At 58.3% G+C, this 13956-nt stretch carries 18 protein-coding genes; 14 read left to right on the forward strand and 4 right to left on the reverse strand.

Going from position 1 to position 13956, the window contains the following annotated elements:
- Nucleotides 1-271 precede the first annotated feature (271 nt).
- Together AC2FH6_RS20500 and rpe are read right to left on the reverse strand one after the other, a co-directional pair.
- Complete coding sequence (locus AC2FH6_RS20500) at nt 272-736, reverse strand: hypothetical protein (protein ID WP_496704073.1); 465 nt, start codon at nt 734-736, stop codon at nt 272-274.
- A gap of 272 nt (nt 737-1008) precedes the next feature.
- Complete coding sequence (rpe, locus tag AC2FH6_RS20505) at nt 1009-1698, reverse strand: ribulose-phosphate 3-epimerase (RefSeq protein ID WP_496692905.1); 690 nt, start codon at nt 1696-1698, stop codon at nt 1009-1011.
- 163 nt (nt 1699-1861) lie between these two features.
- Here rpe and phnC point away from each other — a divergent pair, with 163 nt between their 5' ends.
- The 5 genes from phnC to AC2FH6_RS20530 all read left to right on the forward strand — a co-directional run bounded on the left by phnC (nt 1862) and on the right by AC2FH6_RS20530 (nt 6601).
- Nucleotides 1862-2683, forward strand: a complete 822-nt coding sequence (phnC, locus tag AC2FH6_RS20510) for a phosphonate ABC transporter ATP-binding protein (RefSeq protein WP_496704074.1) — start codon at nt 1862-1864, stop codon at nt 2681-2683.
- 68 nt (nt 2684-2751) lie between these two features.
- Entirely contained in the window at nt 2752-3654 is a 903-nt protein-coding gene (phnD, locus tag AC2FH6_RS20515) for a phosphonate ABC transporter substrate-binding protein (protein WP_496703501.1), read from the forward strand.
- 63 nt (nt 3655-3717) lie between these two features.
- Nucleotides 3718-4599 (forward strand): phosphonate ABC transporter, permease protein PhnE, encoded by an 882-nt coding sequence (gene phnE / locus AC2FH6_RS20520; protein WP_496692908.1) that lies wholly within the window; start codon nt 3718-3720, stop codon nt 4597-4599.
- Entirely contained in the window at nt 4596-5963 is a 1368-nt protein-coding gene (gene phnE / locus AC2FH6_RS20525; RefSeq protein ID WP_496704075.1) for a phosphonate ABC transporter, permease protein PhnE, read from the forward strand. The genes phnE (AC2FH6_RS20520) and phnE (AC2FH6_RS20525) overlap by 4 nt, the downstream gene beginning before the upstream one ends.
- Before the next feature lie 23 nt (nt 5964-5986).
- Nucleotides 5987-6601, forward strand: a complete 615-nt coding sequence (locus AC2FH6_RS20530; protein WP_496704076.1) for an LbetaH domain-containing protein — start codon at nt 5987-5989, stop codon at nt 6599-6601.
- Nucleotides 6602-6759: 158 nt separating this feature from the next.
- Here AC2FH6_RS20530 and phnF read toward each other — a convergent pair whose 3' ends face one another.
- On the reverse strand, nt 6760-7470 hold the full coding sequence (gene phnF, locus AC2FH6_RS20535; protein WP_142639335.1) for a phosphonate metabolism transcriptional regulator PhnF: 711 nt from the start codon (nt 7468-7470) through the stop codon (nt 6760-6762).
- 102 nt (nt 7471-7572) lie between these two features.
- Between phnF and phnG the strand changes: the two genes are divergently transcribed.
- The 9 genes from phnG to AC2FH6_RS20580 are packed head-to-tail and all read left to right on the forward strand — an operon-like array spanning nt 7573 to nt 13240.
- Nucleotides 7573-8031: a phosphonate C-P lyase system protein PhnG gene (phnG, locus tag AC2FH6_RS20540; protein ID WP_496704077.1), complete on the forward strand. Its 459-nt coding sequence runs from the start codon at nt 7573-7575 to the stop codon at nt 8029-8031.
- A complete protein-coding gene (gene phnH / locus AC2FH6_RS20545; protein ID WP_496704078.1) occupies nt 8031-8606 on the forward strand; it encodes a phosphonate C-P lyase system protein PhnH in 576 nt (191 codons plus the stop codon). The genes phnG and phnH overlap by 1 nt, the downstream gene beginning before the upstream one ends.
- Before the next feature lie 3 nt (nt 8607-8609).
- Nucleotides 8610-9701, forward strand: a complete 1092-nt coding sequence (locus AC2FH6_RS20550; RefSeq protein ID WP_496704079.1) for a carbon-phosphorus lyase complex subunit — start codon at nt 8610-8612, stop codon at nt 9699-9701.
- Nucleotides 9698-9970, forward strand: a complete 273-nt coding sequence (locus AC2FH6_RS20555) for a hypothetical protein (protein ID WP_496704080.1) — start codon at nt 9698-9700, stop codon at nt 9968-9970. The genes AC2FH6_RS20550 and AC2FH6_RS20555 overlap by 4 nt, the downstream gene beginning before the upstream one ends.
- Nucleotides 9963-10823 (forward strand): alpha-D-ribose 1-methylphosphonate 5-phosphate C-P-lyase PhnJ, encoded by an 861-nt coding sequence (locus AC2FH6_RS20560; RefSeq protein ID WP_142639343.1) that lies wholly within the window; start codon nt 9963-9965, stop codon nt 10821-10823. Before AC2FH6_RS20555 ends, AC2FH6_RS20560 begins: the two co-directional genes overlap by 8 nt.
- On the forward strand, nt 10820-11224 hold the full coding sequence (locus tag AC2FH6_RS20565) for a VOC family protein (RefSeq protein ID WP_282027594.1): 405 nt from the start codon (nt 10820-10822) through the stop codon (nt 11222-11224). Before AC2FH6_RS20560 ends, AC2FH6_RS20565 begins: the two co-directional genes overlap by 4 nt.
- 5 nt (nt 11225-11229) lie before the next feature.
- Complete coding sequence (gene phnK, locus AC2FH6_RS20570; RefSeq protein ID WP_496703514.1) at nt 11230-12000, forward strand: phosphonate C-P lyase system protein PhnK; 771 nt, start codon at nt 11230-11232, stop codon at nt 11998-12000.
- Nucleotides 12001-12011: 11 nt separating this feature from the next.
- Nucleotides 12012-12695: a phosphonate C-P lyase system protein PhnL gene (phnL, locus tag AC2FH6_RS20575; RefSeq protein WP_496704081.1), complete on the forward strand. Its 684-nt coding sequence runs from the start codon at nt 12012-12014 to the stop codon at nt 12693-12695.
- The gene (locus tag AC2FH6_RS20580) at nt 12692-13240 is read left to right on the forward strand and encodes a ribose 1,5-bisphosphate phosphokinase PhnN (RefSeq protein WP_496704082.1); all 549 of its coding nucleotides are present in this window, start codon (nt 12692-12694) and stop codon (nt 13238-13240) included. Before phnL ends, AC2FH6_RS20580 begins: the two co-directional genes overlap by 4 nt.
- On the opposite strand, the gene AC2FH6_RS20585 is transcribed toward AC2FH6_RS20580, so the two are convergent.
- Nucleotides 13222-13905: a DUF1045 domain-containing protein gene (locus AC2FH6_RS20585; protein WP_142639353.1), complete on the reverse strand. Its 684-nt coding sequence runs from the start codon at nt 13903-13905 to the stop codon at nt 13222-13224. The genes AC2FH6_RS20580 and AC2FH6_RS20585 overlap by 19 nt on opposite strands.
- Nucleotides 13906-13956 lie beyond the last annotated feature (51 nt).

Raw genomic sequence — 13956 nt, forward strand, 5'->3', positions numbered from 1 at the left:
GGCGTTGTGTCGAAAATCGTCGAGTAATTCGCGCAAGCGAATGATCAAATGGAAAGGGCGCCCATCCGGCGCCCTTTTTGATGCTAGGTTCTGATCAGTGCGTTTTCCTCAATGTAATCAGCGCATTCTGAGAAGCCACGCAAACGAATCTTTTGCAGTTCGTTCACTGTTACCGGAAGGTCGTACCCTGCTTGTCTGGATAGCCCTTCGCACTGGGGGCCAACTCTGGCGGCGCAACCAGACAGGACACCAGTTCCGATCCAAATCAAAATCAGAAATCGCATTGCGGAACCTCAACTATCGTTTCTTCGTTGTAGATGGTGCTGTCCACAAGTGTCATTTGCCCTCGTAGCATAATCGCGTTTTCGCTGGTTATGCCTTCCGGCAGCTTGAGTGACAGAACTCGGGCAAAGGTCTCACCAATTTTTGCCGCGTTTTCCACAGTCATTACTTGCTCAGATATTCGGAGCTGATTGTCCGGCGCATCGACAATTTCCCGGTAGTCGAGCTTATATGCCTGAATGGAAAAACTGACGGGCTCAATAATTATTCCTTTTGGGTTTTTCACCTGGATTCTGGCGGCAAGCGTACAGTCATCGTGAATTTTCGAGGTAACGGTCAAGGTCGCGTGAGAAGAATGATCCTGTCGAACAAGAACATACCAACCGGCGACCAACGCGGCTGTTATCACAACAATTTTTTGGACAATGTCCAACAACTTATCGGCAGTTTCCATTCACCAACTCTCCACCATCGTTTGGTCACCTGCGGCATTGGCACGCAAGAAAATGCCAGGCAAAGCCTATTTGAGGTGAACCATCGTATATTGGTTGGCTTGAAATCAAGAAGTTAGCTGGAATTTCCCCCGGAACCCTTCTGTGGCCACCAAAAGGCGTGAGATCCAGAAATGCGACAACAAGAGGAGTGGTCCTTACCTGTGCCAGTTTGGTAAGGGTCGACAATTTGAGTGCGACCACTCGTGATCAGCCTGCTCGGAGTTGCGAAGGATTAATCCGCCGCCAGTTGAGCAGCAGCCCTAACAGCCTTGATGTTCTTGCCGTAAATTTCAGGTTTGTCCACCGACCCGCCCTTGAAAACCGCCGATCCGGCGACCAGCACATCTGCGCCCGCCGCAGCGACCAGAGGGGCAGTTTTGGGGTCTACACCACCGTCGATTTCGATGTGCACCGGGCGGTCGCCGATCATCTGGCGCAGGCGGCGGATTTTGCTGGTCATGTCGATGAACTTCTGGCCACCAAAGCCGGGGTTTACGGTCATAACGCAGATGAGATCGGTCAGATCCAACAGATGCTCGACCGCTTCGGCCGGAGTGCCCGGGTTCAGCGCGATACCGGCCTTCATTCCTGCAGCGCGGATGGCCTGCAGGGTGCGGTGCGAATGCGGCCCTGCCTCGATATGGGCGGTCAGCACATCGGCCCCGGCATCGGCATAGGCCTGAATATAGGGATCGACCGGCGCGATCATCAGATGCACGTCCATCACCGTTTTGACATGCGGGCGGAAGGCTTTGACGGCGGGCGGACCAAAGGTCAGGTTGGGAACAAAATGGCCATCCATCACGTCGATATGCACCCAGTCGGCGCCCTGCGCCTCGATGGCCTGAATCTCGGCACCGAAATTGGCGAAATCGGCGGACAGGATCGACGGGGCGATCTTGATGCTGCGGTCAAAGCTCATGGTGGCCTCGTGTCATCTGAACAGTTGAGGATGCGTATAGCGTTGAGGTCAGATGATGGATAGCCCCCGCGACAATCGCGCCGTAACAAAACTTTCACCTTACTGACACACAGCCGTTGAACAGTGGCTGTAGCTGACCGCCAAGACGAATTGGGGGTGGCCTGTGCTGCGTATCGACAAACTGACCAAACGCTTCGGCGATAATCTAGCCGTGGATGCGGCGACCTTGGATGTGGACAAACCGTGCATGATCGGCATCATCGGGCGATCCGGCGCCGGGAAATCCACCCTTTTGCGGATGGTCAATCGCCTGACCGATTCCAGCGAAGGCAAGATCCTGTTCGAAGGCCGCGATGTCACCCAGTTGAAGGGGCGGGACAAGCGGGCCTGGCAAGCCGAATGCGCCATGATCTTTCAGCAGTTCAATCTGGTCCCGCGCATGGATGTGGTGTCGAACGTGCTGCATGGCACGCTGAACCACCAATCGACGCTGGCCACCATGTTCAACCTGTTCCCGATGGAAGACATCCACCGCGCCATCGACATTCTGGATCGTCTGGGCATTGCCGAACATGCGCCGAAACGGGCCGAGGCCCTTTCGGGCGGACAGCAACAGCGTGTCGCTATTGCTCGGTCGCTGATGCAGGACCCGAAAATCATTCTGGCGGACGAACCGATTGCCTCTCTGGACCCGATGAATGCCCAGGTGGTGATGCAAGCCCTGCGCCGCATCCACGAAGAGGATGGCCGCACGGTCATCGCCAACCTGCACACGCTGGATACCGCGCGCCGCTATTGCGACCGCGTCGTCGGCATGCGCGATGGTCGCATCGTCTTTGATGGGCTGCCGGAACAGCTGACCACCGGCGTCGCCCGCGAGATCTATGGGGCCGATGCGAGTTTCTCGGAAGAGGCGACCTCGACCGAGATCGAGACGCTCGACGCCACCCAGAAGGCCCTGATGGAAGCCGAAGCCACCATCTGAGCCACCCCAACCACCTTTCATCGCCCGACCCGATGAGAGGTCGGGGACATCAACCTGGAGAGAGACAGATGAAAAACCTAATTGCTGCCCTTGTTGCGACCACTGCCATGGCCGCGCCCGCTATGGCGCAGGAAATAAGCGAATTCCGCATTGGTATTCTGGGCGGCGAAAACGCCCAAGACCGAATGAGCAAAAACGAATGCCTGCGCGAATACACCGAAGAGCTGCTGGGCGTTCCGACCAAGCTGTTCGCCCCTGCCGATTATAACGGTGTGATTCAGGGCCTGCTGGGTGGCACGATTGACGTCGCTTGGTTGGGTGCGTCGGGTTACGCCAAAACCTATCTGAGCGATCCCGAAGCGGTTGAGCCGGTTCTGGTCAAGGTCAACAGTGATGGCGGCTATGGCTACTACTCGGTAGGCTTTGCGCGCAAAGACAGCGGAATCGCTTCGCTGGACGACATGAAGGGTAAGGCCTTTGGTTTTGGTGATCCGAACTCGACCTCGGGCTACCTGATCCCTTCGATCGAGATTCCACAGGCCACCGGTGCGACCATGGACTCGGGCGATTACTTCGGTGAGGTCAAGTTCACCGGCGGTCACGAACAGACTATCGTTGCGGTAAACAACGGTGACGTTGACGGCGGCGTGACCTGGGCCGACGGTCTGGGCGATTGGGAAGACGGCTATCAGTCGGGCGCGCTGCGCCGTGCTGTGGATGCCGGTCTGGTCGACATGAACGATCTGGTCCAGATCTGGAAATCTGCTCCGATCCCGGAAGGCCCGGTTGTTCTGCGCAAGGCTCTGCCCGAGGATGTCAAAGTTCAGGTCACCGAACTGTGGAATACGCTGGATGAAAAAGACCGCGAGTGTTTCTACGGCGTGGCAGCAGGCGAAGCCAAGAGCTTTGATCCCATCACGCACGAAGCCTACGAGGTCATCATCGAAGCGCGTAAGCTGAAGTCGAACTAAGCCTGCAACTCACATGATCGGGGTCCGGTGTTATACCGGACCCCGTTTTCTCAGGAGCATTCTATGACAGACCTGACCGCAGGGTCCCACAGTGTCGATCAGATCCGCGACGAATACTCAGAAATGACCCGGCGAAAACGGGCTTATGGTGGCATTCTCCTGATCCTGTTTGTGGCTTTGATGGCCGCAGGGTTCCGCACTGCGGATGATCGAAACGCAGGCAGTTTCGTTGACGGTTGGTGCAGGGTTTTCGACTATCCGGCCGAAGTTCTCTCGGAAGCGTGGGAAAAGATCGGCGCGATGCCGGAAAATCTGATCCGGTTCTTTCCGGCCTTGATCGAGACGATCAATATCGCGGCAGCATCAACCCTGATCGGTACGATTGTGGGGACATTTCTTGCCCTGATGTCGACACGGGGCATGGCGCAGTGGCCATCTCTGATCCCATTGTTTCGTCGGATTTCCGATATCTGCAGGGCCATCCCTGAAATCGTTATCGCGCTGGTTTTGATCTTTATTCTCGGCGGCGGTCCGGTTCCGGCAATGATTGCGATTGCCATCCATACCGCCGGTGCATTGGGCAAGCTATTCTCGGAAGTGAACGAGAACGCTTCGCTGAAGCCGATTGAGGGGCTGCATTCGGTGGGCGCGAACTGGTCGCAACGGATGTATTTGGGCGTGATCCCACAGGTCGGACCGAACTATGTCAGCTATGCCTTGCTGCGGTTCGAGATCAACATCCGTGCCTCGGCCATCCTCGGTTTCGTCGGTGCTGGCGGTCTGGGCTATGAGCTGCGCAACGCGATGTCATGGGGGCAGGGGCGCTACGACGAGGCCGCGGCCATCTTCCTTCTGCTTTTTGTCACAATCATGGTCGTGGATCAGCTGTCCGGCTATCTGCGGGATCGCCTGACCCACGGGTCTGAAAAAGGAGCTTCGGCATGACGACATTTGCCACTGATCTGTCGACAGATGACCTCAAGGCCGAGGCCGGTCGTCTGTTCAACCGCAAACGGATCGTGAATTTCGGGTTGCCCGGCCTTGTCGCTGTTTACCTGATCTACGTGTTCTTTGCCTTTGACGTGCCGGGCTTGGCAGGGCGCGCAAACTGGGAAAACGGCAAGACGCTTGTTGCCGACACCTACAGTTACAAAACCCATGTCACGCGAGACAATCGCAATGGAGAGGTGTCCGTTGCGGTCGAAGGGGACCGCAAAGGCACCTATCCCGACGGAACCGCACCCGATTGGGTGGCGCTGGGCGAAACCACGATCATTGACCTGGAGGATGGTCACGTGGTGCGTTTCGGCCCTGAGACAATCGAATATGATATCCCCGGCTATGGCGTCGTGCGCGCCACACCCACCCGCGCCTCTGGGGTGCAGGCCGAGCTACCGGCGGGCGAGGTTCCAGACTGGATCAACGTCTCGAAAAACCGGCTGGCGATCACCACCGATGCGGGGCGTCTGACCGTGACCCGCAACCGGTCCGAAGTGTTCTGCTATTTTCCAGGGTGGGAGCTGTTCTGGTTCACCCTCGACAGCCCGTATTATGGCAAATCTTTCCCCGAGTTGGTCAGCCGCGCCACCGCCGGTGAGGCCGGTGCCATTTTCAACGATTTCTGGACCAACAAGATCTGGCGGCATCAGGATGTGGCCTGGGCCATCTTCGAGACGATCCTGATGGCGTTTCTGGGCACCATGGGGGCAGGGATTATCGCCTTGCCACTGGCGTTCCTGGCGACGCGGAACTTTAACCCCTTGCGGTCGGTGCGCTTTGCCACACGGCGGGTGTTCGACTTTGTACGCGGTGTGGACGCCTTGATCTGGACCGTTGTTCTGGCACGGGCCTTCGGCCCAGGGCCGTTGACCGGAGCGCTGGCAATTCTGGTGACCGATACCGGGACATTCGGCAAGATATTCTCAGAAGCGCTGGAGAATGTGGATGAGAAGCAGATCGAGGGCATGCAGTCGACCGGTGCGAATGCGCCGCAGCGCTATCGCTTTGGCGTGATCCCACAGATCACTCCCGTGCTGTTGAGCCAGCTTTTGTACTTTCTCGAATCCAACACCCGCAGCGCGACCATAATTGGCGCGATTACTGGCGGCGGCATTGGTCTGTTGCTGACGCAGGCGATCATCACTCAGAAAGATTGGGAAGAGGTCGCCTATTACATCGTTCTGATCATTCTCATGGTGATGTTGATGGATTGGTTCTCGGGCTGGTTACGGCGTCGTCTGATCCAGGGCGACAGCGGCAAGAAGAGCAAGCCGAGCAACGCGAAAACCAAAGATTTTATTCTGCCGTGAGCGCAGCTTGAAAGGTCAGGACTATGGCACGATTGCGCACGGATGAACCGTTCATCCATCCCGATTGCCAGATTACCAACAGCAGCTTTGGTGCATTTGTCGAGATTGGCACCGGCAGTCGGATCGCCAACGCGGTCTGGGGCGACTATTCCTATTGCGACCGGACCTGCGACATCGCCAACGCCCAGATCGGCAAGTTTTCGAACATTGCCAGCTTTACCCGGATCGGCGCCACGGATCACCCGTTGCAAAAGGCCTCGCTGCATCATTTTAGCTATCGGTCGGCTGACTATTGGGACGATGCCGAGGATGATGCCGAGTGGTTTGCCCATCGCGCAAGCCGGATCGCATATATCGGGCATGACACATGGATCGGTCACGGAGCGATCATCAAGCCCGAGGTGACAATCGGTAAAGGTGCGGTCATCGCATCCGGGGCGCTGGTGACCAAAGACGTACCGCCCTACATGATCGTTGCTGGGGTGGCGGCCCAACCACTCCGCCCCAGGTTCCCACAAGCGGTTGCGGATCGGATGGAGCAGTTGGCCTGGTGGGACTGGGACAACAGCCGCTTGCGTGACGCATTGCCGGATTTTCGCAAACTAGAGGCCGAGGCGTTTTTGGAGAAATACGAATAGCTGGCCCTGTGACCCCAGGTGCTCCGCGCCCGCAGAAGCATCGGTTTCGCCGATCCCCCTTTGGGGCCTTGGGCCGGGCGCCGCGCTTTGCGCGGCGCTACGCCCAATGGGATGAAACCTCCGATAGGAGGTTGAAGACGGGCGGGAGGCTTACGGGATCAATCCTCGTTCAGGGTCAGCGTAACTCGTTCCCCGGCAAAGGTTGTTCTTCCGTACTCGACAGGATTGCCCTCGGGGTCTGCATTGATGCCGATCGAAAACAAGACTGGTGCGCCCTCGGACAGGTGCAGGTGCAGAGCTTGAGTTGCCGTGGCCGCGCGCGCGGTCAGGCGGGTTGAGATGCGCGTGTAATCCGGCACATCGCATCTTTGCAGGGCTTTGGTGACGGATTGGGTTTCGGTCAGAATCTGCAGAATATCAGGAAATCGCTTGGCCGGAAAAACGCTTTGAAACAGGCCGATGGGTTGCCCGTCGGCCAGAGACAGACCGTCATAGACATGCACCGTGTCGCCGGTTTCAAGCCCCAATGCATCGGCCTCGGCTTCATCCGCGGCCCGTGTGGTCAGGGCGAGGATCTTCTTGCCGGGCATCTTGCCGCTGGCCGAGATGCTCTTGTGGTATCGCACCCGCTTACCAATCGGATACTCGGTTGGTCGGGTGGCGACGAATACACCGGCCCCGCGCCTAGAATGGACCAGCCCCTGGTCGGCCATGTCAGACAGCGCCCGACGAACCGTGTGGCGGTTAACGCCATGCGTTGCGGCCAGTTGCGCTTCGGTCGGCAGCCGGTCACCGGTTTGATATCGCCCTTCGGCAATGTCCGACGTCAGGCTTAGGGCGATGCTTTTCCAGATCGGCGTTTTGTTCATGTCACCAAAAATTCACACAGTTGCGATTGCGAGTCGCCGGGCGGCGGTCTATGATTTGTATAGTTGTATAGGATAAGTAGACAACCCCGCCAAGAGGCTTTGATGACACAACAGAGAGATTCCGCGACCGAGGCGCGTAAGACCTGGATGGGCCTGCTGGCCCGCGCGACAGATGACGCCACGTTGGCGCTGTGGGAGGGCCTCACGGACCGTCCCGGCTTTGAATGGCTGCGCAGCCCCGAAGTGGGCGGCGTGATGGTGCGCGGACGTACCGGCGCCACCGGGGCGCCCTTCAACCTGGGTGAAATGACGGTCACGCGCTGCTCGGTGGTCTTGCAGGATGGCACGGTCGGACATGGCTATGTTCAGGGCCGGTCAAAGCCCAAGGCCGAAGCTGCAGCTGTGATTGATGCGATGATGCAGACTGCGGCAGCAGACCATGTGCGGGAAAACCTGCTCGGTCCGCTGGAACAGAAAATGCAGGCGGTCAAAATCGCGCGGGCAGCAAAGGCGGCGGCAACCAAAGTAGAATTCTTCACGCTGGTTCGGGGAGAAGATTGATGACTGCGCAAACTCAATTCTCGGGCGGGTTCCAGAACATACCGGTTGATTCCGCGCATGCTTTTCGCGCGGCGATGACGGTGATGGCACGCCCTGGCGAAATCCGCAGCCTGTCAGGGGCCGTGCCCCCTGCGCCCTTGTCGGTAGCAGCGGGCACTTTGTTGCTGACTTTATGCGACCCGGAAACCAAGGTACATCTGGCGGGTGAGCTCGACACCGACGCTCTGCGCGAATGGCTGACCTTCCACACCGGCGCGCCGCTGGTTCCTGCTGCCGAGGCGGATTTCGCCGTCGGCACTTGGGGCAAACTTGGTGGGTTGGATCGCTATCGCATCGGAACTGCCGAGTATCCGGATCGGTCAACCACTCTGATTGTTGAGCGTGACAGCCTGGATCAGTCCGGTGCCATTTTGCACGGTCCCGGTATCAAGCAGAGCGCAGGCTTGAACCTACCCGATATCCCTGCGTTGCAACGTAATGCGGCTCTTTTCCCTTTGGGATGTGACTTCTTCTTTACCTGCGGTGACAAGGTCGCGGCCCTGCCGCGCAGTACCCAGATCAGCGCGGAGGGTTAAGCGATGTACGTTGCCGTCAAAGGAGGCGAAAAGGCGATTGAGAATGCCCATGCCTGGTTGGCCGAAGAGCGCCGAGGCGCCCCGGATGTGGCCGAGCTTAGCCTGGTCCAGATCCGGGAGCAGCTGAGCCTGGCGGTGAACCGGGTGATGGCAGAAGGATCGCTGTATGATCCGGACCTTGCCGCACTGGCGATCAAACAGGCGCGTGGCGATCTGATCGAAGCGATCTTTCTGATCCGCGCCTATCGCACGACATTGCCGCGTTTTGGTTATTCCGAACCGGTTGAAACTGGCAATATGGCCTGTGACCGTCGGATATCGGCGACGTTCAAGGATGCGCCGGGCGGGCAGGTGCTGGGCCCGACATTCGACTACACCCACCGCCTGCTAGATTTCAAACTGGCTGCGGATGGCGAAACTCTACCCGCGCCCGAAGGTACGGCGCGACACGAGCCGACCCCGCATATCACCGAATTCCTCAAGGGTGAGGATATTATTCAGGACGAGCCGGTCAGCGATGCTACGCCTGGCGACCTGACCCGCGAACCGCTGGAGTTTCCGGCGGACCGTCCGCTGCGGTTGCAATCGCTGGCGCGCGGGGATGAGGGGTTTGTGCTGGGCATGGCCTATTCGACTCAGCGCGGCTATGCCCGCAACCACGCCTTTGTTGGCGAGCTGCGGATCGGCAAGGTCGCGGTCGAAATGGACATTCCCGAACTGGGCTTTGCCATCGAGATCGGCGAAGTCGAGTTGACCGAATGTGAGACGGTGAACCAGTTCCAAGGCTCAAAGACTGAGCCGCCACAGTTTACACGCGGCTATGGGCTCGTCTTTGGCCAGTCTGAACGCAAATCCATCGCCATGGCCCTGGTCGACCGGGCGCTGCGGTGGGAGGAGCTGGGCGAGGACAATCTGGGCGCACCTGCACAGGACGAGGAATTTGTCCTGAGCCACTCAGACAATATTCAGGCAACCGGTTTCCTCGAACATATCAAGCTGCCGCATTACGTGGATTTTCAATCCGAACTGGAATTGGTGCGCAAGCTGCGCCGCGAGGCCGAGGAACGGGCTGCATCGAGGGAGGCTGCGGAATGAGCTCTGTACGCTTTGCCCTACAGGCTCGTCCTACGGTTCAAAAACCAGTCGCTGCCCTGATTGGGCGATTTTCTGCCGAAAGCTTCGCGCGAATTCACGATTTCGAGCGATTCCCATTCGCACGAAAGGTCGCGGGCCATGGCCCCGAGGCGCCACTTTGCGCGAAAATTGCGCCAGATAAAATAGAGCATAACCGCCAAAATGAGCGAGCAAATACCAAATACGTTCATAAAAACACCAGAAACAAAATAGTTACATCAAATGACTGAATATAACTTCGCATATCTGGACGAACAAACCAAGCGGATGATCCGTCGGGCGATCCTCAAGGGGTTGGCTATTCCCGGATATCAGGTGCCATTTGCCAGCCGAGAGATGCCGATGCCTTATGGCTGGGGTACCGGGGGCGTGCAGGTATCTGCCGCAACTTTGACCCCGGACGATACGTTCAAGGTGATTGATCAGGGCGCGGATGATACGACCAATGCTGTGTCTATCCGTAAGTTTTTCGAGAATACGGCGGGCGTCGCCACCACCGAGGAAACCGAGAAGGCGACGGTCATCCAGACCCGCCACCGCATCCCCGAGGCGAAGCTGCGCGCGGATCAGATTCTTGTCTATCAAGTGCCGATCCCGGAACCGCTGCGGTTTCTGGAACCGCGCGAGACCGAGACACGCAAGATGCACAGCCTCGAAGAATACGGGTTGATGCACGTGAAACTGTACGAAGACATCAGCCAGCATGGTGCGATCTCAACCGCTTATGCTTATCCTGTGATGGTCTCGGACCGTTATGTGATGGACCCGTCCCCCATCCCGAAATTCGACAACCCAAAGCTTGAGATGGACGCGATCCAGCTGTTTGGCGCGGGCCGCGAGCAACGTATCTACGCGGTGCCACCGCATACCAAGGTCGTCAGCCTCGATTTCCAGGACTACCCGTTCGAGGCCACCAAGGCCGACCATCCCTGTGATCTGTGCGGGGCCGAGGACAGCTATCTGGATGAAGTCATCATGGATGATGCAGGCACCCGCATGTTTGTTTGCTCGGACACTGATTATTGCCGGTCGCGCCGCGAGGCGGGCCATGTGGGCCGTTTGGCCAGAGAGGATGCCGCATGAAACGAGAAGATGTGCTTGGAATTGACCACCTTGGCCTTACGGTTTCGGACCTCGACGCCACGCGGACGTTCTTCGTCGATGCGCTGGGTTGGGAGGTCTTCGGCAGCAATCCGGATTATCCGGCGGTTTATGTAACCAATGGCGCGGCGAAGCTGACGCTTTGGCAGCAAAAAGGCAAGGGGCTACAGGGGTTTGACCGGCACAAGAACGTCGGATTGCATCATGTTGCATTGAAAGTTCCCGATGAAGAAGCGCTGACTGCGGTTTTCGATGCGGTCAAAGACTGGCCTGCCGTCGCTGTCGAGTTTGCACCTGAACCCTCGGGTTCAGGTCCGAAACTCCATTTCATGATCCGAGAGCCGGGCGGCAATCGGATCGAGTTTTCATATGACCCAAGGTGAATGAAATGACACCGCTGCTGTGTGTACAGGATATCAGAAAATCCTACGGGGCCCGTATCGGCTGTACCGATGTGAGTTTTGATCTCTATCCCGGCGAGGTGATGGGGATCGTAGGTGAGAGTGGTTCGGGCAAGTCAACCCTGCTGAACTGTCTGGCGGGTCATCTGGAGCCGGATGCGGGGCAGGTGATCTTTGACACTCGTGCAGACGGTCCGGTGGATACCGTGACCATGTCGGAACCTGAACGCCGGATGCTGAGCCGCACCGATTGGGCATTCGTGCACCAACATGCGCGCGATGGCTTGCGTATGTCTGTCAGTGCGGGCGGAAATATCGGCGAACGACTGATGGCCGTAGGTGGCCGCCACTATGGCGATATCCGCGACAAGGCGATCGACTGGCTGGGTCGGGTTGAGATCGAAGTGGAGCGGGTTGATGATCGTCCGACCGCGTTTTCCGGTGGCATGCAGCAGCGCCTGCAGATCGCGCGGAATCTGGTGACCGGCCCCAGGCTGGTCTTCATGGATGAACCGACTGGTGGTCTGGACGTCTCGGTACAGGCTCGCCTGTTGGACCTGTTGCGCGGGTTGGTTCGGGAAATGGGGCTGAGCGCCATCATTGTCACCCATGATCTTGCCGTTGTCCGTCTGCTGGCGGATCGGCTGATGGTGATGAAAAGCGGTCATGTGGTCGAGGCCGGATTGACTGATCAGGTTCTGGACGATCCGCAGCATGCCTATACGCAACTGCTGGTGTCCAGCGTGTTGCAGGTATGAGGGCCGGGACCATGATTGAACTGAACAATGTCAGCAAAAGCTTTACCCTGCACAATCAGGGCAGCGCGGTGATCCCGGTCATGCAGGGCGCTACACTCAGGGTTGAACCGGGTGAGTGTGTGGCGCTGACCGGCGCGTCAGGCGCAGGGAAATCCACCTTGATGCGGGTGATCTATGGCAACTATCTGGCTGCCTCGGGCCAGGTTCTGGTCGGTGGTTTAGACGTCGCCAAGGCTGAACCGCGCGAGATCTTGACCCTGCGGCGCGAAACGCTGGGCTATGTCAGCCAGTTCCTGCGTGTTGTGCCCAGAGTGCCAACGCTTGAGGTCGTGGCCGAGCCGCTTCTTGCCGTTGGTTGCGATAAACAGAAGGCACTGGACAAGGCCGCGGGTCTGCTCGAGCGTCTGAATATTCCTGAACGGCTCTGGTCCCTTAGTCCGACGACCTTTTCGGGCGGCGAGCAGCAGCGCGTGAACATCGCACGCGGTTTTGCCCATGAGTACCCGGCCATGCTGCTGGATGAACCCACGGCCAGTCTGGATGCGCAGAATCGCGAAACCGTCCTGTCCCTGATCCTTGAGGCGAAAGAGCGCGGAGCGGCGATTATCGGCATCTTCCATGATGTTGACGGACGGAAGCAGGTTTGCGATCGCGAGATCAACGTTTCGCAATTCACGCCGGGAATTGCGGCATGACGCTTGCCCCGGTCATAGCGGTTGTCGGTCCGTCAGGTGTCGGCAAAGACAGTGTGATTGAGGCGTTGGAAGCCCGTGCAAAAGGTATCCAGCGGCTGCGCCGTGTCGTCACCCGCCCCGAAGGCGAAGCGGGGGAAGATTTCAAACGGGTCACAGATGACGCGTTTCGACGGATGGAAGGTGAGGGCGCATTCGCGCTCAGCTGGCATGCACATGGGTTGCTCTATGGTGTGCCGAAAGAGATCGCGCAGCAACGTCAGGTGGCGGAGGCAGTTCTGGTCAACCTGTCGCGCGCTGTGTTGTTGCAGGCGCAAGAGATCTTTGGCGATCTGATTGTTATCTCGTTGATTGCAGACGCGAGCGTTCTAGAGCAACGCTTGTCATTGCGCGGGCGCGAAAGTGACAGAGAACAGGCGCGTCGGTTGGGCCAGGCCAAGACCCCGTTGCCTAAGGGGCTGGTCCGGGTGATCGAGGTCGACAATTCTGGTGCTCTGCAGGATACGGTGGCCAAAATTTTGTCCCGCCTTCAGTTGGAAAGCGCATAGCGATGGATCAGGTGAAACCGTCCATCCTCGGCCTCGCCCATCAGGGCCAGATCCGCAATTCGAAAGGGTTTTGGCAAAAGCGGCCCCAGATGGTTTTCCAGGGTGCGCTGGACCGAAGCAAGCACGGGCTTGCCCAACCTGCCGCTCAGGGTGATGTGAAACCGAAACGCGTTCAGCACATAAGGGTATCCCCATTTGACCAGGTTGGCGTCCTGATCCGGTGTCAGTCTGGAGGCGCGGCGATGTTCAAGTTCAGCCGCCGACGGTGGGGACCGGAACATATCAAGCTCTTGAACACAGGCGGCGGCCAACGCGTTCAGCGCGGCTGTGTCGCCCAGTGGTCGCAGGGCAAGAAACCGGCCAAGGCGGGCAATCTCAAGACCTTCCATCATGATTGCGCATTGGCTGGCAGCAAGGGTGGCGCAGGCCTCTTGCAACGCTGTGACGGATTGCCCCTCGCGCAGGCGAAACGGGGGTTTCATGGTCGCGTGCAGCCCGTATTTTCGCGGTACCTCCGTAACCGCTGCAACATCCACACCATCCAGCCCAGGATGGGCGACCTCGGTGCCAGCCTCCATGTCCCAGCCCAGCCAACGGGTTGCGAATTGCGTCCACTCCGCCGTGGCGGGTGGCGCAAAATAGATCGCGTATCGCGTGAATGTCACATTGGCCTCCTATTGCGTGGCCTTCCAATACCTCAAACTGTGTGAAGTTCA

It is taken from the genome of Ruegeria sp. CDSC045 (assembly GCF_059610725.1).